This window comes from Pseudomonas sp. GW822-FHT02G04, assembly GCF_058802085.1.
On the sequence record NZ_JBXANU010000035.1, the window covers coordinates 1 to 23325 of the forward strand.

Annotated in this window: 22 protein-coding genes; 13 read left to right on the top strand and 9 right to left on the bottom strand. The window is 59.5% G+C overall.

Annotated features, from left to right (window positions below; genetic code table 11):
• Nucleotides 1-145 precede the first annotated feature (145 nt).
• The 5 genes from AC1RO5_RS28155 to AC1RO5_RS28175 form a co-directional block, all read right to left on the bottom strand.
• Entirely contained in the window at nucleotides 146-466 is a 321-nt protein-coding gene (locus tag AC1RO5_RS28155; RefSeq protein ID WP_018927594.1) for a DUF2388 domain-containing protein, read from the bottom strand.
• A gap of 68 nt (nucleotides 467-534) precedes the next feature.
• Nucleotides 535-972, bottom strand: a complete 438-nt coding sequence (locus tag AC1RO5_RS28160) for an NfeD family protein (RefSeq protein WP_493178927.1) — start codon at nucleotides 970-972, stop codon at nucleotides 535-537.
• Between the two features lie 11 nt (nucleotides 973-983).
• The gene (locus AC1RO5_RS28165) at nucleotides 984-1898 is read right to left on the bottom strand and encodes an SPFH domain-containing protein (RefSeq protein WP_007940374.1); all 915 of its coding nucleotides are present in this window, start codon (nucleotides 1896-1898) and stop codon (nucleotides 984-986) included.
• 293 nt (nucleotides 1899-2191) lie between these two features.
• Nucleotides 2192-3976 carry a type IV pilus assembly ATPase TfpB gene (gene tfpB / locus AC1RO5_RS28170; protein WP_493178929.1) on the bottom strand — a complete coding sequence of 595 codons (1785 nt, stop codon included), beginning with the start codon at nucleotides 3974-3976 and terminating at the stop codon, nucleotides 2192-2194.
• A 103-nt stretch (nucleotides 3977-4079) separates the two neighbouring features.
• Nucleotides 4080-4418: an ACT-like domain-containing protein gene (locus tag AC1RO5_RS28175; RefSeq protein ID WP_493178931.1), complete on the bottom strand. Its 339-nt coding sequence runs from the start codon at nucleotides 4416-4418 to the stop codon at nucleotides 4080-4082.
• Nucleotides 4419-4544: 126 nt separating this feature from the next.
• On the opposite strand from AC1RO5_RS28175, the gene AC1RO5_RS28180 reads away from it, so the two are divergent.
• A complete protein-coding gene (locus tag AC1RO5_RS28180; protein ID WP_493178933.1) occupies nucleotides 4545-5015 on the top strand; it encodes an Lrp/AsnC family transcriptional regulator in 471 nt (156 codons plus the stop codon).
• 159 nt (nucleotides 5016-5174) lie between these two features.
• On the opposite strand, the gene AC1RO5_RS28185 is transcribed toward AC1RO5_RS28180, so the two are convergent.
• Nucleotides 5175-6542, bottom strand: a complete 1368-nt coding sequence (locus tag AC1RO5_RS28185) for a CYTH domain-containing protein (RefSeq protein WP_493178934.1) — start codon at nucleotides 6540-6542, stop codon at nucleotides 5175-5177.
• 157 nt (nucleotides 6543-6699) lie between these two features.
• On the opposite strand from AC1RO5_RS28185, the gene argE reads away from it, so the two are divergent.
• Together argE and argA are read left to right on the top strand one after the other, a co-directional pair.
• Nucleotides 6700-7857: an acetylornithine deacetylase gene (gene argE, locus AC1RO5_RS28190; RefSeq protein WP_493178936.1), complete on the top strand. Its 1158-nt coding sequence runs from the start codon at nucleotides 6700-6702 to the stop codon at nucleotides 7855-7857.
• Between the two features lie 135 nt (nucleotides 7858-7992).
• On the top strand, nucleotides 7993-9291 hold the full coding sequence (gene argA, locus AC1RO5_RS28195; protein WP_105340730.1) for an amino-acid N-acetyltransferase: 1299 nt from the start codon (nucleotides 7993-7995) through the stop codon (nucleotides 9289-9291).
• Between the two features lie 184 nt (nucleotides 9292-9475).
• Here the strand turns inward: argA and tauA are convergent, their stop codons facing one another.
• Complete coding sequence (gene tauA / locus AC1RO5_RS28200; protein ID WP_493178937.1) at nucleotides 9476-10462, bottom strand: taurine ABC transporter substrate-binding protein; 987 nt, start codon at nucleotides 10460-10462, stop codon at nucleotides 9476-9478.
• Between the two features lie 367 nt (nucleotides 10463-10829).
• Between tauA and AC1RO5_RS28205 the strand changes: the two genes are divergently transcribed.
• From AC1RO5_RS28205 to AC1RO5_RS28245, 9 genes are all read left to right on the top strand, one after another.
• Nucleotides 10830-12164 carry an OprD family porin gene (locus AC1RO5_RS28205; protein WP_493178938.1) on the top strand — a complete coding sequence of 445 codons (1335 nt, stop codon included), beginning with the start codon at nucleotides 10830-10832 and terminating at the stop codon, nucleotides 12162-12164.
• Nucleotides 12165-12563: 399 nt separating this feature from the next.
• On the top strand, nucleotides 12564-13901 hold the full coding sequence (locus AC1RO5_RS28210) for an OprD family porin (protein ID WP_493178940.1): 1338 nt from the start codon (nucleotides 12564-12566) through the stop codon (nucleotides 13899-13901).
• Nucleotides 13902-14193: 292 nt separating this feature from the next.
• Nucleotides 14194-14832 carry a peroxiredoxin gene (locus tag AC1RO5_RS28215; RefSeq protein WP_007940388.1) on the top strand — a complete coding sequence of 213 codons (639 nt, stop codon included), beginning with the start codon at nucleotides 14194-14196 and terminating at the stop codon, nucleotides 14830-14832.
• 312 nt (nucleotides 14833-15144) lie between these two features.
• Nucleotides 15145-15738, top strand: coding sequence for an NADPH-dependent FMN reductase (gene ssuE / locus AC1RO5_RS28220; RefSeq protein ID WP_493178942.1), 594 nt, complete (start codon nucleotides 15145-15147; stop codon nucleotides 15736-15738).
• A 101-nt stretch (nucleotides 15739-15839) separates the two neighbouring features.
• Entirely contained in the window at nucleotides 15840-16805 is a 966-nt protein-coding gene (locus tag AC1RO5_RS28225; protein ID WP_493178943.1) for a sulfonate ABC transporter substrate-binding protein, read from the top strand.
• 25 nt (nucleotides 16806-16830) lie between these two features.
• Nucleotides 16831-17979, top strand: a complete 1149-nt coding sequence (ssuD, locus tag AC1RO5_RS28230) for an FMNH2-dependent alkanesulfonate monooxygenase (protein ID WP_493178945.1) — start codon at nucleotides 16831-16833, stop codon at nucleotides 17977-17979.
• 9 nt (nucleotides 17980-17988) lie between these two features.
• Nucleotides 17989-18771 (top strand): aliphatic sulfonate ABC transporter permease SsuC, encoded by a 783-nt coding sequence (gene ssuC, locus AC1RO5_RS28235; protein ID WP_493178947.1) that lies wholly within the window; start codon nucleotides 17989-17991, stop codon nucleotides 18769-18771.
• On the top strand, nucleotides 18768-19574 hold the full coding sequence (ssuB, locus tag AC1RO5_RS28240; RefSeq protein ID WP_493178948.1) for an aliphatic sulfonates ABC transporter ATP-binding protein: 807 nt from the start codon (nucleotides 18768-18770) through the stop codon (nucleotides 19572-19574). Before ssuC ends, ssuB begins: the two co-directional genes overlap by 4 nt.
• 33 nt (nucleotides 19575-19607) lie before the next feature.
• The gene (locus tag AC1RO5_RS28245; protein ID WP_003229256.1) at nucleotides 19608-19823 is read left to right on the top strand and encodes a TOBE domain-containing protein; all 216 of its coding nucleotides are present in this window, start codon (nucleotides 19608-19610) and stop codon (nucleotides 19821-19823) included.
• Nucleotides 19824-19970: 147 nt separating this feature from the next.
• Here AC1RO5_RS28245 and AC1RO5_RS28250 read toward each other — a convergent pair whose 3' ends face one another.
• Together AC1RO5_RS28250 and AC1RO5_RS28255 are read right to left on the bottom strand one after the other, a co-directional pair.
• A complete protein-coding gene (locus tag AC1RO5_RS28250) occupies nucleotides 19971-20612 on the bottom strand; it encodes a TetR/AcrR family transcriptional regulator (RefSeq protein WP_493178949.1) in 642 nt (213 codons plus the stop codon).
• 263 nt (nucleotides 20613-20875) lie between these two features.
• Nucleotides 20876-22252: a glutamine synthetase family protein gene (locus AC1RO5_RS28255; protein ID WP_007939256.1), complete on the bottom strand. Its 1377-nt coding sequence runs from the start codon at nucleotides 22250-22252 to the stop codon at nucleotides 20876-20878.
• Nucleotides 22253-22530: 278 nt separating this feature from the next.
• Here AC1RO5_RS28255 and AC1RO5_RS28260 point away from each other — a divergent pair, with 278 nt between their 5' ends.
• Nucleotides 22531-23307 (top strand): gamma-glutamyl-gamma-aminobutyrate hydrolase family protein, encoded by a 777-nt coding sequence (locus AC1RO5_RS28260; protein WP_064621023.1) that lies wholly within the window; start codon nucleotides 22531-22533, stop codon nucleotides 23305-23307.
• Nucleotides 23308-23325: the final 18 nt, after the last annotated feature.

A 23325-nucleotide genomic window follows, 5' to 3' on the forward strand; every position in this document is an offset into this window, starting at 1 on the left:
CCCCCCCCCCCTCCCCCCCCCCCCCCCCCCCCCCCCCCCCCCCCCCCCCCCCCCCCCCCCCCCCCCCCCCCCCCCCCGCTCCTACAAATACGGGGCGAAAAAATGCCGCTCATTTAGAGCGGCATTTTTTGTTCAGCAACGAACCTTACTTCGAGGCGATGGCATTCTTCGCCAGGATGGCGTTCGCCAGTTCCATGTCCGTGGCTTGCAGGCCAGGGTTTTCAGCGCGGACTTTCTGCATGGCGGCTTCCAGATAGGGGCCGCGAATGGCGCCGTCACTGGCGACAAAGCTGCCGGCGTCGTCCTGGGCGGCGACGATCAGCTTGTGATCCCTGGAGGTCAGGTAGGACGTACCGGTGGTGGCACCGGAAGTAAGGACGTTACGCAAAAAGCTGTCATCAGCCATCGCCGAACCGACTTGAAGGGACAACACGGCGACGGTAGCGACAGCAAGTTTGAGACGCATAAAAGGTGACTCCACTGGGTTTTAACTGCGGCCTTTGATTGCCAATAACCCAATCGAGTTCCGTGACGTTAGTCGGCCCGCTCCACCAGTAAAATCGCCCCTTGTTGCCCGATCACCCGAACACGGCTGCCGGACGCGGCATCAGGCCCGCGGGCCATCCACACACCGTCAGCGACCTTGATTTTGCCGCGGCCATTGATAATCGCCTCGCTAACCACGAACACCTTGCCGATCAGCTCTTGTCCTCGCAGGTTCAGGTTCGGCTGATCGCTGGCCCGCACCACACTGCGCTGACGTCTCCACCAGTACAGGGCGGTGAGGATCGAAAAAACGGCAAACAACAGCACCTGCCATTCCCAGGGCAAACCCGGTATCAGGAACGTCAGCACGCCGACGGCGGCAGCTGCCATGCCGATCCACAGCAGATAACCGCCGGCACCGAACACCTCGAGGATCAGCAACAGCGTGCCCAGGGCCAGCCAGCTCCAGAACGAAAACAGTTCCATAGGCAGCGACCTCAGCCTTTCTTGCCGTCGAAGGTGGCCTTGACGATTTCGCCGATGCCACCGACTGCACCGATCATCGAACCGGCTTCGAGCGGCATGAGGATCACTTTGCTGTTGTTGGCCGAGGCCAGCTTGCCCAAGGCATCAATGTACTTCTGTGCGACGAAGTAGTTGACCGCCTGCACGTTACCGCCGGCGATGGCTTCGGACACCACTTTGGTGGCCTGGGCTTCGGCCTGGGCCTGACGTTCCCGGGCTTCGGCTTCGAGGAACGCCGCCTGACGGCTACCCTCGGCTTCGAGAATCTGCGCCTGCTTCTTGCCTTCGGCAGTGAGGATCGCCGAGGCGCGTAAACCTTCGGCTTCCAGAATCTGTGCGCGCTTGATCCGCTCGGCTTTCATCTGGCCGGACATGGCGGCCATCAGGTCTGCGGGAGGGCTGATGTCCTTGATCTCGATCCGGGTGATCTTGATGCCCCACGGCGCCGTGGCTTCATCGACGGTGCGCAGCAGTTTTTCGTTAATGTTGTCGCGCTGGCTGAGCATCGCGTCCAGCTCCATGGACCCGAGTACGGTACGGATATTGGTTTGCAGCAGATTGCGCACGGCATGTTCGAGGTTGTTCACCTCGTAGGCGGCCTGGGCGGTATTGACCACCTGGAAGAAGCATACGGCGTCGATCTGCACGGTGGCGTTGTCGGCGGTGATGACTTCCTGGGGCGGAATGTCCAGCACGCTTTCCATCACGTTGATCTTGCGGCCGATGCGGTCCATCACCGGGATGATGATGCTCAGTCCTGGCTTGAGGGTGTTGGTGTAACGGCCGAAGCGTTCGACCGTCCATTCAAACCCCTGGGGCACCACTTTGAAGCCCATGAAAAGAATGGCCACGACCAGCGCGACGAAGAGAATCAGTGCAATGCTCATAACGGTCCCTGTCCAGTCTGGTTGAATTGCGATGACCAGAGTGTAGGGCAAAAGGCTTGCTATGCGACTTGGAGGGGGCAGGGACTATGGCTGATACCGTCAGTGTGGTGAGGGGGCTTGTCGGAACGCCGCATCGCCCCGTTCGGCTGCGCAGCAGTCGTAAAACCGGCAAATGCATTCTTCCTGACACAATGCGTTTGCCGAATTTAGGGCCGCTGCGCGCCCCAGCGGGGGCAAGCCCCCTCGCCACAGGTTTTGCTTCCGGCGCTTTTTGCGTAGGTATTAGGGGATGCCTATTTCTGCTCACTCTGCGGCGTCACCCGCAACACCTCTTCGATCGTGGTCAAACCCGCCGCCACTTTCTGCGCCCCCGATAACCGCAAACTGCGCATGCCTTCCTTGAACGCCTGACGGCGGACCGCCAGCAAGTCGGTGTCGGGGTTGATCAGCGCTTTGATGCCGTCCGTCAGTTGCATGATTTCGTAAACCCCGGCACGACCGCGATAGCCGGTTTCGCGGCATTCCAGGCAACCGATGGCGCGCTGGGCATTGGTCGGCAATGGCGCCTGCCAAGGCCGGGTCAGGGTTTGCCAGTCGTCTTCGCCCAACGTCAGCGGCGCCTTGCAGTGAGGGCATAACGTACGGACCAGACGCTGGGCCATGACCCCGAGCACCGTGGCCTTGATCAGGTAATGCGGCACGCCGAGTTCCAGCAGGCGGCTGATCGCGCTCGGGGCATCGTTGGTGTGCAACGTCGACAGCACCAGGTGACCGGTGAGTGCCGCCTGAATTGCCATCTCGGCGGTTTCGAGGTCGCGGATCTCGCCGATCATGATGATGTCCGGGTCTTGCCGCATCAGCGCGCGTACGCCGGCGGCAAAGGTCAGGTCGATGTTGTGCTGGACCTGCATCTGATTGAACGCCGGCTCGACCATTTCGATCGGGTCTTCGATGGTGCAGAGGTTGACCTCCGGCGTCGCCAGTTTCTTGAGGGTGGTGTACAGCGTGGTGGTCTTGCCCGAACCGGTCGGCCCGGTCACCAGAATGATGCCGTTGGGCTGACGGGTCATGTCCTGCCAGCGGCGCAGGTCATCGGCGGAAAAGCCCAGTTGATCGAAGTCCTTGAGCAATACTTCCGGGTCGAAGATCCGCATGACCATCTTCTCGCCGAACGCCGTGGGCAATGTCGACAACCGTAGCTCGACTTCGCCGCCGTCCGGGGTTTTGGTCTTGACCCGGCCGTCCTGGGGTTTGCGCTTTTCCGCGACGTTCATCCGCCCCAGGCTTTTCAGGCGGCTGACGATGGCCATGGTCACCTGCGGCGGGAATTGATAGACGTTGTGCAGCACGCCGTCGATGCGAAAACGCACCGTGCCTTGCTCGCGCCTGGGCTCGATGTGGATATCGCTGGCCCGCTGCTGGAACGCGTACTGGAACAGCCAGTCGACGATGTTGACGATGTGCGCATCGTTGGCGTCCGGCTCCTGGTCGCTGGCGCCGAGGTTGAGCAACTGTTCGAAGTTGCCCAGGTTGCTTGTCTGCTGATCGGCGTTGGTGGCGCCGGTGACCGATTTGGCCAGGCGGAAAAACTCCACGCTGAAGCGCTGGATGTCCACCGGGTTGGCCACCACGCGCTTGATCGGCAGTTTCAACACGTGGGTCAGGTCGGCTTCCCAGCCGCTGACGAAGGGCTGGGCGCTGGCCACGGTGACGGCATCGCGGTCGATGGACACCGCCAGAATCTTGTGGCGCTGGGCGAAGGCATAGGACATCAGCGGCGTAATGGCGGCGACGTTGATTTTCAGTGGGTCGATGCGCAAGTAAGGCTGGCCGGCCTGCTGGGACAGCCACAGCGTCAGGCTTTCCAGATCGAGGTGTTTACCGGGACGGCTGAGGTCGTCCAGGTGTTGGCTGGCGATGAACTCCAGCGGATGTTGTTGACCATTGGTGGCGTGACGGCGGCGGGCGTTGAGTGCGTGTTCGGCCGAGTCCTGGCTGACAAAGCCCTGGGCGACCAGTTCACGCAGCAAATCGTTAAGGTCCAGCCAGCGGTCCTGAGTGGCAAGTTGAACGGACATGCGGGCTCCTTATGAACAACCGTTCGCAAAGGATAGCTGCGCTCCCGCAGACCGTTGGGCCACTACCGGACCAACACGTGTCGGCTTTTTTCAGGGGAGGGGGTCAGCCAGCTGCCTGAGTCGGCTCTTGCCACGCCGAATCAGCCGCTTGCAGATTCACCGAACAGACGCTGATCAGGTTACGCAGTTTTTCCGCGATCACCTGGGCACGGTGCCAGCTCAGGCCGTCCATGACGATGTCGATCGACAGCAGATCGTCCAGGCGTTGCACGTTGACCTGTTGCGGCGTCAGAAACTGCAAGGCGAACAGATTGAGCGCGCGGCACAGCAGATCCGGCTCGGCCTCGGCCAGCAGTTGGTATTGAACGCGGCAGTGGGCGTTGCTGACGTTCCAGACATCGGCGCGGGCGGGCGGGGTGTTCACGGCTTCGAGGGGCGGCATGGTCGGGCTCCAAAATCACTGGAGGAATTTTTACATTCGGTGCCGGGCATTTCTTATCTATGATTGGGCCTATTGCCGATTTATCGAATCGATTAATTCAAGATCATATTAATTTCGGGTTTTTCTATGCACAGCGAGTTGGATAACTACGACCGCAAGATACTCGCGTTACTGCAAGAGGACGCTTCGCTCTCCAGCGCGCAGATCGCCGAACAGGTGGGGCTCTCGCAGTCGCCCTGCTGGCGGCGGATTCAGCGGATGAAGGAGGAGGGGATCATTCGCGGTCAGGTGACGTTGCTTGACCGCAAGAAAATCGGCCTCAACACGCAAATCTTCGCCGAGATCAAACTCAACGCCCACGGGCGCTCGAACTTCACTGAGTTCACCGAGGCGATTCGCGGTTTCCCCGAAGTGCTGGAATGTTATGTGCTGATGGGGGCGGTGGATTTCTTGCTGCGGATCGTCACGGCAGACATCGAGGCTTATGAGCGCTTCTTCTTCGAGAAGCTGTCGATGGTGCCGGGGATACAGGAGGTCAACTCGATCGTGGCTTTGTCGGAAATCAAATCCACGACGAGTTTGCCGGTGTTGCGTTGATGATGTTCGAGAGCCTTTGTGGCGAGGGAGCTTGCTCCCGCTGGAGTGCGAAGCGCTCCTAATCCGGCCATTGCGGTATGCCAGACAAACCGCGATGCCCGGATTACGACTGCTTCGCAGCCGAACGGGAGCAAGCTCCCTCGCCACAGGTGTTGGGTGTTACATGCGCAATAGCATTTTCCAGGCACGGTTCTGATACACCGCGATCGCCTGCTGCTTGCGCGCATCCAGCGACTCATCGGTGATCGGCTCGTTAGCTAGCAGGGCAAGCTGTTTCAGCTCGCCGTACAGGCGATCCATTTCCGGGATGTCCAGCACGCTACGGGCATGGTGCAGCCAGGCCTGGATGCGCTCGATGCGCGGCAGTTGCTCGGCCAGGTCTTCCGGCTGTTGCTGGTAACGCTGCAATTGCAGCGAACTGGCTTCTTCGCCCAGCAGGCGTGGCAGCCAGCTGCCCAGTTGCGCGGCGCCCTGGCGATTACCGCGAGTGTTGCGATCGGCAGCCCAGGTACGGGCCAGCAACCAGCGCGAAGTGTTCAGCGAGAACAGGCCCCAACGTGGGTCTTCGAGCTCTTCGAGGAACTGCTCCGGCGCGGCTTTGCGCACGTCTTCGTCGTCCAGGCCGGCTTGTACCAGCGGGCGCCAGTCTTCCAGCAAGGCATCCAGCGCGACCCGCAGATCGTGAGTCGACTGACGCGGTGCGGCTTGGCCGAGGCTGCTGATCAGCGCGCGCATTTCAGCGAGGTTTTCGACCCAGTCCTGCAACAGGCGCCAGTGGCCATTGAAGCGATACTGCTCGGCCAGACGCTGGCTGCTGCTGAGCAAATGCCAGCTCAGGGCGGCGAACGCATCGTCCAGCGGCATTTCGGCGCTGATCTGCGGCGCCGGCAAGCTCAGCGAGTAGCTGTTGGCGTCGAACAGGCGATAACCGCGTTCGGCCTTGCTGATGTCGCATGGCATCAGCGGCAGGGTCGCAGCCAGTTCGGCGGCCAGTTCCAGCAGTGCGGCCGGTTCGCCTTCGCGCAGTTCCAGTTCCAGCTCGCAGATTTCTTCTTTCTGCTTGCCGACCACCACGTGGCCCAGGTCCAGCGCGGCTTCGATGACCACTTTGGTCTTGCCACGGCCCCAGGCGATTTCCGCGCGTTCACGCACGAAATCGGTGGTGAAGATGGCTTTCAGGGTTTTCTTGTCCAGTTCGGCCAACTGCTCGGGCCAGCATTCGCCGTCGAGCTTTTTCACGTCGAGTTTGGCTTTGGGCAGGTGCCAGTCGTACTCGTGACGCTCGGACAGACCGGCGACGCTCTGGCCACGGGTCTTGAGGGTCTGAATCACTTCTTCGCCATCGCGGCGCAGGCGCAGGGCAACCTTGGCGCGGGCCAGGTCGCGCTCGGGCGTGTCGAAGTACTGGTTCATCAACTCACGGCGTTCCCAGCCACTTTTGTTGCGTTTTTTCAGTAACGGGTGCTCGCGCAGGGCGGCGAGGGTTTCGCGGCTGACGCGGAGTTTGATTTCGGTTTCTTTCTGCATGGCCGGAAAATCCAGGATCGGGAGCGCAGCCGGGGGAATGTGTGGCTGCCAAGGTCGTGCAGTGTACAGGACTCATACGTCCTACGTGCCGTAGCGGTTTATTCCTGTCGCCGGATGGTTCTATGATGGACTTCAATTCGGGAGTTGGGAGTCAGCGATGCCTTTGCCGTCCATGAAAGATCAGTTCGCTGCGCTGATCGCCGCGCCGTCTGTCAGCTGTACCCAACCCAGCCTGGATCAAACCAATCGGCCGGTCATCGACTTGTTGGCGACATGGCTCGGGGAGCTGGGTTTTGCCTGCGATATCCAGCAGGTCAGCCCCGGCAAATTCAACCTGCTGGCCAGTTTCGGCACAGGCCCCGGCGGCCTGGTGCTGGCCGGTCACAGCGATACGGTGCCGTACGACGCGGCGCTGTGGCAGACCGACCCGCTGAAACTGACGGAAGTGGACGGCCGCTGGGTCGGCCTGGGCAGTTGCGACATGAAGGGCTTTTTCGCCCTGGCCATCGAAGCCGTCAAACCCTTGCTCGACCAACCGTTCAAGCAACCCTTGCTGATTCTTGCGACCTGCGATGAAGAAAGCTCGATGTCTGGCGCTCGCGCGTTGGCCGAAGCCGGGCGGCCACTAGGTCGCGCAGCAGTGATTGGCGAGCCGACGGGGTTGAAGCCGATCCGCCTGCACAAAGGCGTGATGATGGAGCGCATCGACATCCTCGGTCAGAGCGGCCATTCCTCGGATCCGAGCCTGGGCCATAGCGCCCTCGAAGCCATGCACGATGCCATCGGCGAACTGCGCGGCTTGCGTCTGGCGTGGCAGCGGGAATTTCGTAATCCGCAGTTCAGCGTGCCGCAGCCGACAATGAATTTCGGCTGCATTCATGGTGGCGATAACCCCAACCGTATCTGCGGCCAGTGCTCACTGGAGTTTGACCTGCGTCCGCTGCCGGGCATGGATCCCAACGCGCTGCGTGCGGCGATCTTGCAGAAGCTCAACCCCATTGCCGAGCGGCATAAGGTGAAGATCGATTACGCGCCATTGTTCCCCGAAGTGCCGCCATTCGAGCAGGCCGAGGACTCGGAATTGGTGAGGATCGCCGAAAAGCTCACCGGCCATCGCGCCGAAGCAGTGGCGTTCGGCACAGAAGCGCCTTATCTTCAGCGCCTTGGCTGTGAAACATTGGTCTTGGGCCCCGGCGACATCGCCTGTGCCCACCAGCCGGGGGAATACCTCGAAATGTCACGTTTGCAGCCTACCGTGCATCTATTACGTCAACTGATCGAACATTACTGCCTGACACCGGCGCCGCTCGTATAAATTGCCAGTGTCACTACCCGTACTTATGAGGAGAGCGCGCGTGTCGCCAAGCCTGTTCCGACGATAACCATCAGCCCGCTGTGCGTTTACTGCGTTACCCTTTTTTCGGCTGCTATTTATTACAGGCCCAGGTTCATGCCCGAATACGTCAATTGGCTTCGTCACGCTTCGCCTTATATCAACGCCCACCGCGATTGCACCTTCGTCGTCATGCTGCCCGGCGACGGCGTAGAGCACCCGAACTTCGGTAATATCGTCCACGACCTGGTGCTGCTGCACAGCCTGGGCGTGCGACTGGTGCTGGTTCACGGTTCGCGTCCGCAAATTGAAACCCGTCTCGCTGCGCGCGGTCTGACCCCGCACTACCACCACGGCATGCGCATCACCGATGCAGCGACGCTGGAGTGTGTGATCGATGCGGTCGGCCAACTGCGCATCGCCATCGAAGCGCGGTTGTCCATGGACATGGCCTCGTCGCCGATGCAGGGCTCGCGCCTGCGGGTGGCCAGCGGCAATCTGGTCACTGCGCGGCCGATCGGCGTGCTCGAAGGTGTCGATTATCACCACACCGGCGAAGTGCGCCGGGTCGACCGCAAGGGCATCAATCGCCTGTTGGACGAGCGCTCCATCGTGCTGCTGTCACCGTTGGGTTACTCACCGACCGGTGAGATCTTCAACCTCGCGTGCGAAGACGTCGCAACCCGCGCGGCCATCGATCTGGGCGCAGACAAGTTGCTGCTGTTTGGCGCCGATCTCGGACTGCTGGATGAAAATGGTCGCCTGGTTCGCGAGTTGCGTCCGCAACAAGTGCCGGCGCACCTGCAACGCCTGGGCAGCAACTATCAGGCCGAGCTGCTGGATGCGGCCGCTGAGGCATGCCGGGGCGGTGTGGCGCGCAGTCATATCGTCAGCTACGCCGAAGACGGCGCGCTGCTGACCGAGCTGTTCACCCGTGACGGTGGCGGTACGCTGGTGGCCCAGGAGCAATTCGAGGTGGTGCGCGAGGCGGCCATCGAGGACGTCGGCGGTTTACTGGACTTGATCAGCCCGCTGGAAGAGCAGGGGATTCTGGTACGTCGCTCTCGCGAGGTGCTGGAGCGCGAGATCGAGCAGTTCAGTGTGGTCGAGCGTGAAGGCATGATCATCGCCTGCGCGGCGCTGTATCAGATTGCCGATTCGGATGCGGGGGAGCTGGCGTGTCTGGCGGTTAACCCGGAGTACCGCCATGGCGGTCGCGGTGATGAATTGCTGGAGCGCATCGAAACCCGCGCCCGGGCTCAGGGCCTGAAAACCCTGTTCGTGCTCACCACCCGGACTGCCCACTGGTTCCGTGAGCGAGGTTTCGTGCCGAGCAGCGTCGATCGCCTGCCGTCGGCGCGGGCGTCGCTGTACAACTATCAGCGTAATTCGAAGATCTTCGAAAAAGCCCTCTGACTGAGTGGCTGTCTATATTGGCTTTTGTGGCTAGGGAGCTTGCTCCCGCTGGGCTGCGAAGCGGCCCTAAAGCCAGTGAACGCGTTATGACTGATTCACCGCGTTGTTGGGATTGGGAGTCCTCCGTCCTGGAGCGCCAGCCCGGTCCAGCGGGAGCAAGCTCCCTCGCCACAGGTTTTGCGTCCTACTCGGTGACGTATTTCGCGCTGACATAGGGCGAATAATCCGGCAGCACCGTTTCTACCTTCCCTTGCTCCTTCAAGAACTTCGCCGTCTCGCCAATCGCCTTGGCCGTGCCACCGTCGAGCAGCGCGGCAGTCTGCTGCGCCTTGGCATCCGGGAATGCGGAACCGGCCAGCAGTTCCGGCACGTCGGCGGCATTGGCACCGGTCAGTTTGGCGATTTTTTGCACCGGTACCGAATCGGCGGTCCAGCTGTCTTTATGGGCGGCATAGTCGGCGAACGAATCCAGGGTGACCTTGGCAAATCGGGCCACGACTTCAGGATGCTTCTCGGCGTAATCCTTGCGCGCGACCCACACCTCGAAGGTCGGTGCTCCCCATTGGCCGACCTGCGCCGCATCGGTCAACGTCTTGCCGGTCTTGCGGATTTCCCCCAGCGCCGGCGACCAGACAAACGCGCCATCGATGTCGCCACGCTTCCAGGCTGCGGCGATTTCTGCCGGTTGCAGGTTCACCACTTTGACTTTCGTGGCGTCCAGGCCCCAGTGTTTCAGCGCGCCGAGCAGGCTGTAGTGAGAGGTGGAAACGAAGGGCGTGGCGATGGTCTTGCCGATCAGATCTTGCGGTTTATCGATGCCGCTGCCGTTGCGCACCACGAGTGCTTCGGCGGCGTTGATCTGCGCAGAAACAATAAACGCGACTATCGGCAGGTTGCGCGACGCGGCAGCGGCCAGCGGGCTTGAACCGAGATTGCCGATCTGCACATCGCCGGACGCAATGGCGGTGACCAACTCCGGACCACTGTTGAAACGACGCCAATCGATGTTCTGGCCTATGGTTTTCTCGTAAACGCCATCGACCTGAGGAACTTTGCTGGGGTCGATACCGGTTTGATAGCCGACCGTGAGATTCGCCGCCTGGGCGGAAAAAGAAAATATAAGCGATACATAAACTGTAACAAATTGACTAGATAGTGCGCGTTTAGCCATGATGGCGTCGCCTTTTCGAAAGTGATTGACGTGTGGGGAATGCGCCAACGCTAATCGATCTAAAAAAAGGCTAATAAATACCATTTAGGAATTAGCTTATGAGCCGATGCCTTTTGTTCGGTTCAGATGACTCGCACGAAAAATATTCCTAAAGGGTATTAAAAAAGACTGAAAATTCTTTTTGGGTTTATGAAAAAATCATGACCCGGCAGGGACCCAATACTCGAAGTCAGACCTTGGTCGTAGACATACATGGTTACGATTGACTTGGTAGTCACGGTCTGGCGCTAATCGCGCATCTGTGGATCCAGGGCGCTCGACCCAAGACCAAAGAACACAAAAATTAGAAAACGAGAGGAGCGAAACAATGAAAAAGTCCACCTTGGCCCTGGCTGTGGCCGTAGGGGTTTTGGCGCAGCAGGCAGGCGCCGCCGGTTTCATCGAAGACAGCAAGGCTTCCGTCAGTTCCCGGACCATGTATTTCAATAACGACAACCGGGAAGGCGGCGCGGATCAGAGAGAGACCGCTGAAGGCCTCAAGTTCGATTACCTGTCCGGTTTCACCCAAGGTACTGTCGGCTTCGGTATCGACGCCCAGGCCCTGGTTGGTATCCATCTGGACGGCGGCAAGGGTCACCACCCAGCCAACAACAACACGTTCTTCCCAAGCGATACCGATGGCTCGGCCGTGAACGAGTGGAGCCGCGCGGCGGCTAACGTCAAGGCACGTTTCTCGAAGACCGAGGCCCACCTGGGTGGCGCTCTGCAGCCTAACTTGCCGATTCTGGTAGCGAATGACGGCCGACTGCTGCCACAGACCTTTGAGGGTGGCACCATCACCTCGAAGGAAATCGACAACGTGACCTTCAACGCAGGTCAGTTGGAACACTCGGCGGGTCGCGCCTCGTCAAACGCTACCGGCCTGGCCGTGGCTGGCGGTACTCAGGACAGCAACCAGTTCCGTTATGCCGGTGCTGACTGGAAGGTCACCAAGGACCTCACCCTGCAGTACTACCACTCGAATCTGAAGGACTACTACAAGCAGGACTTCCTCGGCCTGGTCCACGTCTTTCCGATCGATGCCAACCAGTCCTTCAAGACTGATCTGCGCTATTTCGACAGCAGCTCCGACGGTAAGAACGGTGATGCCGGTTATCGTTTCAACAACAATAACGGTTACGCCAGCAAGCCGGGCGAGGTCGATAACAAGACCTGGAGCGCCATGTTCACCTACACCCTGGGTGGCAACGCCTTCCTGGTCGGTCACCAGCGCGTCAGCGATGACGGCGGTTTCGTCTATCTGAACCAGGGCAGCGTGGTTGATGGCAATGGTCGTCCGGAAGCGAACGGTGGCGCGAGCTTCTACCTGTTCACTGACTCCATGATCAACGGCTTCGTTCGTGCCGGTGAAAACACCACCTTCGGTCAGTACTCCTATGACTTCGCTGCGCTGGGTGTGCCGGGCCTGAAAACCTCGATTGCCTACCTGCATGGCGATGACATCAAAGCAACGAACGGCCGTGGTCCTGATGGATCCGAGTGGGAACGCGACATGCGGATTGACTACACAATCCAACAGGGCAGCTTCAAAGGTTTCGGCGTGACGTTGCGTAATGGCGTCTACCGTGGCAGTGAAGTCTCCAACAACCCTGATGTTGACCAGACTCGTCTGATCTTCAACTACACCTACAGCTTCCTGTAATAACCATTAGAAAAGAGCCTCGCCTGCTGGCGAGGCTTTTTTTTGCGCTTTTTTTGATATTCCAAAAATATAGCTTCTATTGATTATTTATTCTTTTTTGTTTTTTACCCGAGTCTATAAAATGAATTCATCAGGTACTCATTGGCAGCAACACGAGTATCAGATTCAGCAACCCCCGATTTTGAAGGTTAAGGAATTGGTTCATGAGCCGATACCTTGTGTTCCGGCATGGATGTATATATCTAAATCGCATTAAAAATTCAGATGTAGATCTTTTTGGTTTGTCATGCCGGCCAAAATCAAGGTGGCCTGACCACCCGGCGCTAATTGCGCATCTTTGGATCCGGGCACTCGACCCAGGACCAGGAACCCAGAATTAGAAATGAGAGGAGCGAAACAATGAACAAGTCCACTTTGGCCCTGGCTGTGGCCGTAGGGGTTTTGGCGCAGCAGGCAGGCGCCGCCGGTTTCATCGAAGACAGCAAGGCTACATTGGGGCTGCGCAACTTCTACATCAACACTGATAACCGTGATGGCACTGCCAACCCGTCCAAGCAGGAAGAGTGGGGCCAAGGCTTCATCTTCAACTTTGCCTCTGGTTATACCCAAGGCACCGTTGGTTTTGGTGTTGATGCGATCGGTCTGTTGGGCGTTAAGCTGGATTCCGGTAAAGGTACTGCCTACAACGCTGGTAGCGCGAACAAGGGCGGCACCGTTTTCCCAAGCGACAGCGACGGTCGTGCGGTAGACGATTTCAGCAGCCTGGGCCTGACCGCCAAGGCCAAGATCTCCAAGACCGAGCTGCGCCTGGGCACCCTGCAGCCAAAACTGCCAGTGGTAACTACCAACGACGGTCGTCTGCTGCCGCAGACCTTCGAAGGTGGTCAGATCACTTCCAACGATATCGACAACCTGACTCTGGTTGGCGGTAAGCTGGAACACGCCAAAGGTCGTAACTCGACCAACAACGACTCACTGACAATTGCTGGTTCCAACGGAGCGACGACCACCGCCACCTCCAACAAGCGCAGCAACGAGTTCTACTATGCCGGTGGTGACTACAAGATCACCAAGGATCTGGTCGCTCAGTACTACTACGGCAACCTGGAAGATTTCTACACGCAGCACTTCCTGGGTCTGACCCACAACCTGGCGTTGCCAGTGGGTAGCCTGAAGTCCGACCTGCGTTACTTCAACAGTGACTCCGATGGCAAAAACTCGAGCCAGGAAGGTCGTCTGGCTGGTTACCGCGCCACCGGCGTTCATAATGGTGGTGAAGTCGATAACCGCACCTGGAGTGCGAAACTCACCTATAGCCTGCAAGGTCACGCCCTCAGCGCTGGTTATCAGCGTGTGAATGGAACCAGTGACTTCCCATACCTGAACCAGGGTGACGGTGCCAGCACCTACCTGATCACTGACGTGCAGATCGGCAAGTTCCAGCGTGCCGGTGAGCGCACCTGGTTGGCTCAGTACGCTTATGACTTCGCCACCGTTGGTTTGCCAGGCCTGACGACTTCCGTGATCTACCTCAAGGGTGACAACGTGAACACCGCCACCGGTAGTGACAAAGGTGAATGGGAGCGCGACTTCTCCGTTGGCTATGTTGTTCCGGAAGGCACTTTCAAAGGTGTAGGCCTGGCGTGGAAAAATGCTGCCCTGCGCTCCGATGTTGCCTCTCAGCGCAACCAGGACGAAAACCGTCTGATCGTCAGCTACTCGATCCCGCTGTTGTAATAGCGCTCGCGTAACCGACGAAAAAAAGCCCCGCCCGGCATCACGCCGGGCGGGGCTTTTGCGTTTTCAAGGCGGGCTCACCCCCGTAAACCCTCCTTGAAGTTCCCTTTTTTGCAACAACTCAAGGCCTTCTCGAACCTTGGGATCGATGTTCGTCCCGATGGCGGGTCAGGTCCAGTGAACAGATCTTTAATATTCGTTTTGGGTCTAAATAAATCAATATTTATTCTTTTTAATTCAATAAAAACGCAGGCACAGTTGAGCTCAACAAGCACTCACCAGGAGCAGCATCATGAGCCTCAGACTTGGCGATATCGCCCCCGATTTCGAACAGGATTCCAGCGCCGGCACCCTCCGTTTCCACGAGTGGCTGGGTGATAGCTGGGGCGTGCTGTTTTCCCACCCGGCGGACTTCACGCCGGTGTGCACGACCGAGTTGGGCTTCACCGCCAGGCTCAAGGAAGATTTCGCCCAGCGTGGCGTCAAAGCTATCGCCCTGTCCGTGGACCCGGTGGACTCGCATCACAAGTGGATCGAGGACATCAACGAAACCCAGAACGCCATCGTCAACTTCCCGATCCTCGCCGATGCGGACCGTAAAGTGTCCGACCTTTACGACCTGATCCACCCGAATGCCAACGACACCCTGACCGTGCGCTCGTTGTTCGTGATCGATCCGAACAAGAAGATTCGGCTGACCATCACTTACCCGGCGAGTACCGGCCGTAACTTCAATGAGATTCTGCGGGTGATCGATTCGCTGCAGCTCACCGACAACTACAAGGTGGCTACCCCGGCCAACTGGCAGGACGGTGATGAGGTGGTGATCGTGCCGTCGCTCAAGGACGAAGATGAAATCCAGCGACGTTTTCCCAAGGGTTATCGCGCGGTGAAACCGTACCTGCGCCTGACACCGCAGCCGAATCGATAATTGAACCCGGTCCCCCTGTAGGAGCGAGGCTTGCCCGCGAAGGCGTATTTGGGGGCTCCAGAGATACCGAGTTGTACCGTTCGCGGGCAAGCCTCGCTCCTACAGGGGCTGTGTAGATCTACAAAGCAGGGGATTTCAGGCCGTTTCGACGGCCTGTTTTTTTGTCCGGAAAAAGACGAACAGCATATTCATTTAAGGTATAACCAAATGAATAAATATGATTTATGGATATATAAATCACCTGTTAAGGTCACTCCATCGACGCGAGATCGCGAGCTGCGAATCGCCAACACCGTTCAAGGAATTGTCTGAATGCTGGTCGTCTCACTCGGTGGCAGCCCCAGCCCACGCTCCCGTTCCGGGGTGTTGCTGGAGCGCTCTAAACACTGGTTGCAGGAGCAAGGTGTGGAAGTGGTGAGTTACCAGGTACGGGACTTCCCGGCCGAAGACTTGCTGCATGCCCGCTTCGACAGCCCGAAGGTGATCGATCTGTTGCAACAGATTGATAACGCCGACGGCCTGCTCATCGCCACACCGGTTTACAAAGCGTCGTTCTCCGGTGCGCTGAAAACCGTACTTGATTTGCTGCCCGAACGCGCCTTGGCCCACAAAGTGGTTCTGCCAATGGCGACCGGTGGCAGCATCGCCCACATGCTGGCGGTGGATTATGCGCTCAAGCCGGTGTTGTCGGCGCTGAAGGCCCAGGAAATGCTCCACGGGATTTTCGCCGTAGACAGTCAGATTGCTTACGGCGAAGGCAGTGCCCAGGCGCAGTTGGTCCCCGAGCTTGCGCAACGGTTGAACGAATCGCTGGAGCTGTTTTACAGCGCCATGGCTCGCCGGCCCAAGCCGCTCGATCCGAACCTGTTGAACGAACGTTTGTTGAGTGCTCGCTGGAGCATTTAAGCCAGCACTTAAGCCACACCTGAATTTGAAGTACTCACCTTACTCCGCCGCCAACGGCCAAGCAGGTGCAGCCAAAACCCAACTGCAAAAAGGAGAGCGCTATGCGCACTGTCATTTTGCGTCGTGGTCTGGTCGCTCTGTTTGCTGCGGCTGTGTCCTTCGGCGTTATTACTCAAGCCCAAGCCGAGACTTTGCGAATCGGCTATCAGAAATACGGCACCCTGGTGCTGCTCAAAGCCAAAGGCACCCTGGAAAAGCGCCTCGCCGCCCAAGGCGTGGACGTGCAATGGACGGAATTCCCCGGCGGCCCGCAACTGCTTGAAGGCCTGAACGTCGGCTCCATCGACTTCGGCGTCACCGGCGAGACGCCTCCGGTTTTCGCTCAGGCCGCGGGCGCCGACCTGCTCTACGTCGCTTATGAACCGCCAGCGCCCCACAGCGAAGCGATCCTGGTGCCGAAGGGCTCGCCGATCAAATCGGTGCAGGAACTCAAGGGCAAGAAAGTCGTGCTCAACAAAGGCTCCAACGTGCACTACCTGCTGGTGCGTGCGCTGGAAGACGCCGGCCTCAAATACACCGACATCCAGACCGTGTTCCTGCCGCCCGCCGATGCTCGTGCCGCGTTCGAGCGTGGCAGTGTCGATGCCTGGGTGATCTGGGACCCGTACCAGGCTGCCGCCGAACAGCAACTGCAAGCGCGCACCTTGCGCGATGGCAAAGGCATCGTCGACAACCATCAGTTCTATCTGGCGACCAAGCCTTACGCGCAGAAAAATCCTGAAGTGATCAAAACCCTGGTGGAAGAAGTGCGCGCGGTCGGTGAATGGTCCAAGGCCAATCCCGAGGACGTAACCCAACAGGTTTCGCCACTGCTCGGCCTGCCGGCGGACATCACTCTGACCTCGGTGAAACGCCAAGGCTACGGCGCGCTGTTCCTGACCCCTGAGGTGGTCGCCGCCCAACAGAAAATCGCCGACAGCTTCTACCAGCTCAAGCTGATTCCCAAGCCCTTGAGCATTAAAGACGTGATCTGGACGCCACCGGCGGCCGTGGCCAAAGCGCCGTAATTCGATTCCCCAAGGAGACCACTCCATGAGCCTCAATATCTTCTGGTTCCTGCCTACCCATGGCGACGGCCATTACCTTGGCACCGCCGAAGGCGCTCGCGCCGTCGATCACGGTTACCTGCAACAAGTCGCGCAAGCGGCGGATCGTCTGGGCTTCGGCGGAGTGCTGATTCCCACCGGTCGCTCCTGCGAAGACTCGTGGCTGGTGGCCGCATCGCTGATTCCGGTGACCCAGCGTTTGAAATTCCTCGTCGCCCTGCGCCCCGGGATCATTTCCCCGACGGTGGCGGCGCGTCAGGCCGCGACCCTGGATCGTCTGTCCGGCGGTCGTGCGCTGTTCAACCTGGTCACCGGTGGCGATCCGGAAGAACTGGCCGGCGATGGTTTGTTCCTCAGTCACGAGGAGCGCTATCAGGCCTCGGTGGAATTCACCCGGATCTGGCGCCGGGTACTGGAAGGCGAAACCGTCGATTACGACGGTCAGCACATCAGCGTGAAGGGTGCCAAGTTGCTCTATCCGCCGATCCAGCAACCGCGTCCGCCGCTGTATTTCGGCGGCTCTTCGGAAGCGGCGCAAGACCTTGCGGCAGAGCAGGTCGAAATGGTCCTGACCTGGGGCGAGCCACCGGCCGCCGTTGCCGAGAAGATCGAGCAGGTGCGCGCCAAAGCCGCGAAGCTTGGTCGTACCGTGCGATTCGGTATTCGCCTGCATGTGATCGTCCGCGAAACCAACGCCGAGGCATGGCAAGCGGCGGATCGACTGATCTCTCATCTGGACGATGACACCATCGCCCGTGCCCAGGCTTCTCTGGCGCGTTTCGATTCGGTCGGCCAACAGCGCATGGCCGCTTTGCATGGCGGCAGCCGCGACAATCTGCAAGTCAGCCCCAACCTCTGGGCCGGTGTCGGTCTGGTACGTGGCGGGGCCGGTACGGCGCTGGTCGGCGATGGTCCGACCGTGGCCGCTCGGGTGAAGGAATACGCCGATCTGGGCATCGACACGTTCATCTTCTCCGGTTATCCACACCTTGAAGAATCCTACCGGGTGGCCGAGTTGCTGTTCCCGCACCTGGATCTCGAGCGCCCGGAACTACCGAAAAGCGCCGGTTACGTCAGCCCGTTCGGCGAGATGGTGGCCAACGACATTCTTCCCAAAGCTGCGTCCCAGAGCTGAGGCGCCGCCATGAAGAAAATTATCCACACCCTCGCGCCCTGGGCGTTGCCGGTCTTGTTGCTGGTGGTATGGCAGTTGTCGGTGTCGGCGGGCTGGTTGTCGACACGGATTCTGCCGGCGCCGATTGCGGTGATCGAAGCCGGTGTGAGCCTGTTCCGCAGCGGTGAAATCTGGACTCACCTGGCTATCAGCGGCTGGCGCGCGGCGCTCGGTTTCGCCATCGGCGGCGGCATTGGCCTGGCGCTGGGCTTCATCACCGGCCTGTCGAAATGGGGCGAACGCCTGCTCGACAGTTCGGTGCAGATGATCCGCAACATACCGCATCTGGCGCTGATCCCGCTGGTGATCCTGTGGTTTGGCATCGACGAGTCGGCGAAGATTTTCCTGGTGGCGTTGGGCACGTTGTTCCCGATCTACCTCAACACTTACCACGGCATCCGCAACGTCGATCCGGCGCTGGTGGAAATGTCCCGCAGTTATGGCCTGTCCGGTTTCAGCCTGTTCCGTCAGGTGATCCTGCCCGGTGCGCTGCCTTCGATTCTGGTCGGTGTGCGTTTTGCCCTGGGCTTCATGTGGCTGACCCTGATCGTCGCCGAAACCATCTCTGCCAGCGCCGGCATCGGCTACCTGGCGATGAATGCCCGGGAGTTCTTGCAGACCGACGTGGTGGTGCTGGCGATTCTTTTGTACGCCGTGCTCGGCAAACTCGCTGATCTCGCGGCCCGTGGACTTGAACGCGTGTGGCTGCGCTGGCATCCGGCCTATCAGGTTGCCAAGGGAGGTGTCGCATGACGGCTCAACAACCTCCACGCCTGCTGCGCGGAATTCCGCTGGCAGTGCGCAAGCTGCAAAAGACCTTCGGTTCGCGGCAAGTGCTGCGTGAAATCGACCTGCACATTCCGGCCGGGCAGTTTGTAGCGGTGGTCGGGCGCAGCGGTTGCGGTAAAAGCACCTTGCTGCGCCTGCTTGCCGGTCTCGACAAACCTACGGCTGGCGAGTTGTTTGCTGGCTCCGCGCCGCTGAGTGCCGCCCGGGAAGACACCCGGCTGATGTTCCAGGAAGCGCGGCTGCTGCCGTGGAAAAAGGTCATCGACAACGTCGGTCTCGGGCTCAAGGGCAACTGGCGGCCGCAAGCACTGGAAGCATTGGAGTCGGTCGGCCTGGCGGATCGCGCCAACGAATGGCCGGCAGCCTTGTCCGGCGGACAGAAACAGCGTGTGGCCCTGGCGCGTGCGCTGATCCATCAACCGCGCCTGCTGTTGCTCGACGAGCCCCTGGGTGCACTGGATGCCTTGACCCGAATCGAGATGCAGCAACTGATCGAACGGCTCTGGCAACAACATGGCTTCACCGTGTTGCTGGTGACCCACGACGTCAGCGAAGCGGTGGCGATTGCCGATCGGGTGATTCTGATTGAAGAGGGCGAAGTCGGCCTCGACCTGGCAGTGGAATTGCCGCGCCCTCGGGTCCGCGGCTCCCACCGGCTGGCGGCGCTGGAAACCGAAGTGCTTAACCGCGTGCTGTCGGTACCCGGCCAACCGCCGGAACCGGAACCTGTTTCACCGTTGCCCACGCAATTGCGCTGGGCTCAATAACTTAAAGATTCATCAACGACAGGAATCAACATCATGACTATCAAAGCCATCAACGTTCGTAACCAGTTCAAAGGCTCGATCAAGGAAATCGTGCTCGGCGACGTCCTCTCGGAAATCGACGTGCAGACTGCTTCCGGCATCGTCACTTCGGTGATTACCACTCGTTCGGTGAAAGAGCTGGAACTGGTGGTCGGCAGCGAAGTGATCGCGTTTGTGAAATCCACCGAGGTGTCGATCGCCAAGTTGTAAGTGCGTGCGCCAACAACAACCCCGGAGGGTGTGAGCCCTGATCGTTCCCACGCTCTGCGTGGGGAATGCCGCTTCGGACGCTCCGCGTTCGGTTTTTGGGACGCAGAGCGTCCCGGGCTGCATTCCCCACGCGGAGCGTGGGAACGATCATTGCGTGGGGAAGGAGCGCTTGGGCAGGTACGGCGGCAAATACAGCCCGAGGTAGGCATCAAACACCCGCATCCCTTCTTCAGCCATGCGCGGCGTGATCTGCCCATGTTGCTGCACCGAGCGTGCATACACTCGATCTCCCAGCTCCATGGCCAGGGCAAACACATCGACATCTGTCGGCAGCTTTGGCAGCTCGAAGTGATGGTCGAACAGTTTGTGCATCAGATCGCCGAGTTCGATGTCGTGCTGGCGGTCAGCCTGGGTGACTTCGGTCAGGCCGTGCTGGGCGAGGATCAACTGGCGGGCGGCGGCGTCTTCGTCGTAGATGTCGAGCATGCGTTGTTCCACCAGTCGCGACAAATCGCGCCAGCCGCTGAGGGCGTGGTGGTCGATGGGCGCTTGCAGGCAAGCACGGAACGCGGCGTGGACGTCGGCGGTCAGGGCTTCGAGCAGGGCCGGGACGCTGGCGAAAAAGTGGTAGACGGAGGAGGGCGGGATCTCTGCGCGTTCAGCGACGCTGTAGATCGACAGACTGGCCACACCCTCGGCGGCCAGCAGCGTGCGGGCGGCATCGAGTATCGAATCGATCCGGGCCTGGCTGCGTGCGCGGGGTTTGCGTGGGGTGGCGAGTCGGGTCATTGAAGTCTCCTGCAGGGCAGCGGGCATTGTACGCAGAGCGGGCAGATGTTCCATATCTTCTGTGGCGAGGGAGCTTGCTCCCGCTGGGTCGCGAAGCGGGCCCCAAACCGGTCAATGCGGTGTACCTGGCAGGACCGTGTCGCCGGTTAAAGGGAGTCCTTCGGTCTCCAGCGGGAGCAAGCTCCCTCGCCACAGGTTTGATGTCGACCATAAAAAAACGCCGCAGGCTGTAAGGCCGGCGGCGTTGTTTTTACGGCAACCGCTTACACGGTATGCAGGTACCAGTTGTACTCGAGGTCGGAGATGGAGTGTTCGAACTCCTCCAGCTCGCTCTCTTTACAGGCGACGAAGATATCGATGTATTTCGGATCGATGTACTTGGCCATGACTTCGCTGTCGTCCAGCTCGCGCAGTGCATCGCGCAGGTTGTTCGGCAGGCTTTGCTCGTTCTGCTCGTAGCTGTTGCCTTCCACGGGCGCGCCCGGCTCGATCTTGTTGACCAGGCCGTGGTGCACGCCGGCCAGGACCGAAGCCATCAGCAGGTACGGGTTGGCATCGGCGCCAGCCACACGGTGTTCAATGCGCACGGCATCGGAGGAGCCGGTCGGTACGCGGATCGCCACGGTGCGGTTGTCCAGGCCCCAGCACGGCGAGTTCGGCACGTAGAACTGTGCGCCGAAACGACGGTAGGAGTTGACGTTCGGGCAGAGGAAAGCCATCTGCGCCGGCAGGGTCTCGAGCACACCGCCGATCGCGTGACGCAGTGCGGCGTTCTGCTCGGGATCCTCGCTGGCAAAAATGTTTTTGCCATCTTTATCAAGAATCGAGATGTGGACGTGCAGACCATTACCCGCCTGGCCTGGATACGGCTTGGCCATGAAGGTGGTGTCCATCTCATGGTCGTAGGCGATGTTTTTGATCAGACGCTTGAGCAGGACCGCGTAGTCGCAGGCCTTGATCGGGTCGGCCACGTGGTGCAGGTTCACTTCGAACTGCGCCGGGGCACTTTCCTTGACGATTGCGTCGGCAGGGATGCCTTGCTCTTTCGCACCTTCCAGAATGTCCTGGAGGCAATCGACGTATTCGTCGAGATCGTCGATCAGGTAGACCTGGGTCGAGTGCGGGCGTTTGCCGGAGATCGGCGAGCGCGGCGGTTGCGGACGACCGTTCACGTTTTCCTGGTCGATCAGGTAGAACTCCAGTTCGAACGCGGCGCAGATGGTCAGCCCCATCTCGTCAAACTTGGCAACGACCTGACGCAGGACTTCGCGCGGATCGGCGAAAAATGGGTCACCTTCGAGTTCGTGCATGGTCATCAGCAGTTGCGCGGTCGGGCGCTTCTGCCAGGGCTCATTGCACAGGGTGTCGGGGATTGGATAGCAGATTCGGTCAGCATCGCCGATGTCCAGGCCCAGGCCGGTGCTTTCCACCGTCGAGCCATTGATATCCAGAGCAAATAGAGAGGCCGGCAGGTTGATGCCTTTCTCGTAAACCTTGTGGAGGCTGGTGCGTTCGATGCGCTTGCCGCGCACCACACCATTCATATCCGCAATCAGAAGGTCAACGTACAGAACCTCAGGATGTTCCTTAAGGAACGCGTTCGCTTCGTTAAGCTGAACGGCACGCGGGGGTACCGACATGATGCAACACCTTTGTTGTTAAAAATATCAATCATTGATCTTTTCAGATTCCAGTCAACCCGAACGGCATGCCGAAGTCAAGCGAGGCCTTTTTTGCCCTAAAAAAGCGCTCGCAAGGCTTTTTTGAGGCACTTTGGGGCGTATTTTTGTCTTCTGACGTCTTGGCGCCCGCGGGCTTGAGCGGGCCGTGTTGTATTTTTTACGGGGGTGTTGTGTAAAAAAATGAACAAGGCTAAGCTCGATTTAAACCCATAACAGCAATAATACCGGGGTGCTTCATGTCTCGCCTGCCGTTAATCGGCGTCACCGCCTGCTCAAAGCAGATCGGTCTGCATGCTTATCACATCAGTGGCGACAAATACGTACGCGCCGTGGCATCAGCTGCCAAAGGCCTGCCGTTGATTCTTCCATCCCTGGCAGATCGACTGGCGCCGTCCGATATTCTGGACGCTCTGGACGGCATTCTTTTTACAGGCTCTCCTTCTAATATAGAACCGTTTCACTACAACGGCCCGGCCAGCGCGCCAGGTACTGCTCATGATTCTGCACGCGATGCCACCACTCTCCCGCTGATCCGCGCCGCTGTCGAGGCCGGCGTTCCCGTGCTCGGTATCTGCCGCGGTTTCCAGGAAATGAATGTGGCGTTCGGTGGCAGTCTGCATCAGAAGGTCCACGAGGCCGGTCCCTTCATGGACCACCGTGAAGACGACAGCCTGCCGCTCGAAGGGCAGTACGCCCCCAGTCACCCGGTGCACGTCCAGCCGGGTGGTGTACTTGCGGGGCTGGGCCTGGCGAGCGACATTCAAGTCAACTCGATTCATGGTCAGGGCGTCGAGCGGCTGGCGCCGGGCCTTCGTGTGGAAGCTGTGGCGCCCGATGGGCTGATCGAAGCGGTCTCTGTGATCGAAGGCAAGGCTTTTGCTTTAGGCGTGCAATGGCATCCCGAATGGCAGGTAAGCTTGAATCCTGACTACCTTGCGATTTTCCAGGCATTTGGCGATGCCTGCCGCAAGCGCGCATTACAACGCGACGCCGATGCGTCAAACAACGCCTGACTTATAAAAGTCAGGAAA

Coding starts and splice junctions, on each gene's coding strand:
- AC1RO5_RS28250 (WP_493178949.1), bottom strand. CDS start 20,612: ATGACCCGACTCGCCACCCCACGCAAACCCCGCGCACGCAGCCAGGCC.
- AC1RO5_RS28175 (WP_493178931.1), bottom strand. CDS start 4,418: ATGCCGCCCCTCGAAGCCGTGAACACCCCGCCCGCCCGCGCCGATGTC.
- AC1RO5_RS28180 (WP_493178933.1), top strand. CDS start 4,545: ATGCACAGCGAGTTGGATAACTACGACCGCAAGATACTCGCGTTACTG.
- ssuC (WP_493178947.1), top strand. CDS start 17,989: ATGAAGAAAATTATCCACACCCTCGCGCCCTGGGCGTTGCCGGTCTTG.
- AC1RO5_RS28210 (WP_493178940.1), top strand. CDS start 12,564: ATGAACAAGTCCACTTTGGCCCTGGCTGTGGCCGTAGGGGTTTTGGCG.
- AC1RO5_RS28155 (WP_018927594.1), bottom strand. CDS start 466: ATGCGTCTCAAACTTGCTGTCGCTACCGTCGCCGTGTTGTCCCTTCAA.
- ssuD (WP_493178945.1), top strand. CDS start 16,831: ATGAGCCTCAATATCTTCTGGTTCCTGCCTACCCATGGCGACGGCCAT.
- AC1RO5_RS28255 (WP_007939256.1), bottom strand. CDS start 22,252: ATGTCGGTACCCCCGCGTGCCGTTCAGCTTAACGAAGCGAACGCGTTC.
- ssuB (WP_493178948.1), top strand. CDS start 18,768: ATGACGGCTCAACAACCTCCACGCCTGCTGCGCGGAATTCCGCTGGCA.
- AC1RO5_RS28205 (WP_493178938.1), top strand. CDS start 10,830: ATGAAAAAGTCCACCTTGGCCCTGGCTGTGGCCGTAGGGGTTTTGGCG.
- argE (WP_493178936.1), top strand. CDS start 6,700: ATGCCTTTGCCGTCCATGAAAGATCAGTTCGCTGCGCTGATCGCCGCG.
- AC1RO5_RS28260 (WP_064621023.1), top strand. CDS start 22,531: ATGTCTCGCCTGCCGTTAATCGGCGTCACCGCCTGCTCAAAGCAGATC.
- AC1RO5_RS28165 (WP_007940374.1), bottom strand. CDS start 1,898: ATGAGCATTGCACTGATTCTCTTCGTCGCGCTGGTCGTGGCCATTCTT.
- tauA (WP_493178937.1), bottom strand. CDS start 10,462: ATGGCTAAACGCGCACTATCTAGTCAATTTGTTACAGTTTATGTATCG.
- ssuE (WP_493178942.1), top strand. CDS start 15,145: ATGCTGGTCGTCTCACTCGGTGGCAGCCCCAGCCCACGCTCCCGTTCC.
- AC1RO5_RS28225 (WP_493178943.1), top strand. CDS start 15,840: ATGCGCACTGTCATTTTGCGTCGTGGTCTGGTCGCTCTGTTTGCTGCG.
- AC1RO5_RS28160 (WP_493178927.1), bottom strand. CDS start 972: ATGGAACTGTTTTCGTTCTGGAGCTGGCTGGCCCTGGGCACGCTGTTG.
- tfpB (WP_493178929.1), bottom strand. CDS start 3,976: ATGTCCGTTCAACTTGCCACTCAGGACCGCTGGCTGGACCTTAACGAT.
- argA (WP_105340730.1), top strand. CDS start 7,993: ATGCCCGAATACGTCAATTGGCTTCGTCACGCTTCGCCTTATATCAAC.
- AC1RO5_RS28215 (WP_007940388.1), top strand. CDS start 14,194: ATGAGCCTCAGACTTGGCGATATCGCCCCCGATTTCGAACAGGATTCC.
- AC1RO5_RS28245 (WP_003229256.1), top strand. CDS start 19,608: ATGACTATCAAAGCCATCAACGTTCGTAACCAGTTCAAAGGCTCGATC.
- AC1RO5_RS28185 (WP_493178934.1), bottom strand. CDS start 6,542: ATGCAGAAAGAAACCGAAATCAAACTCCGCGTCAGCCGCGAAACCCTC.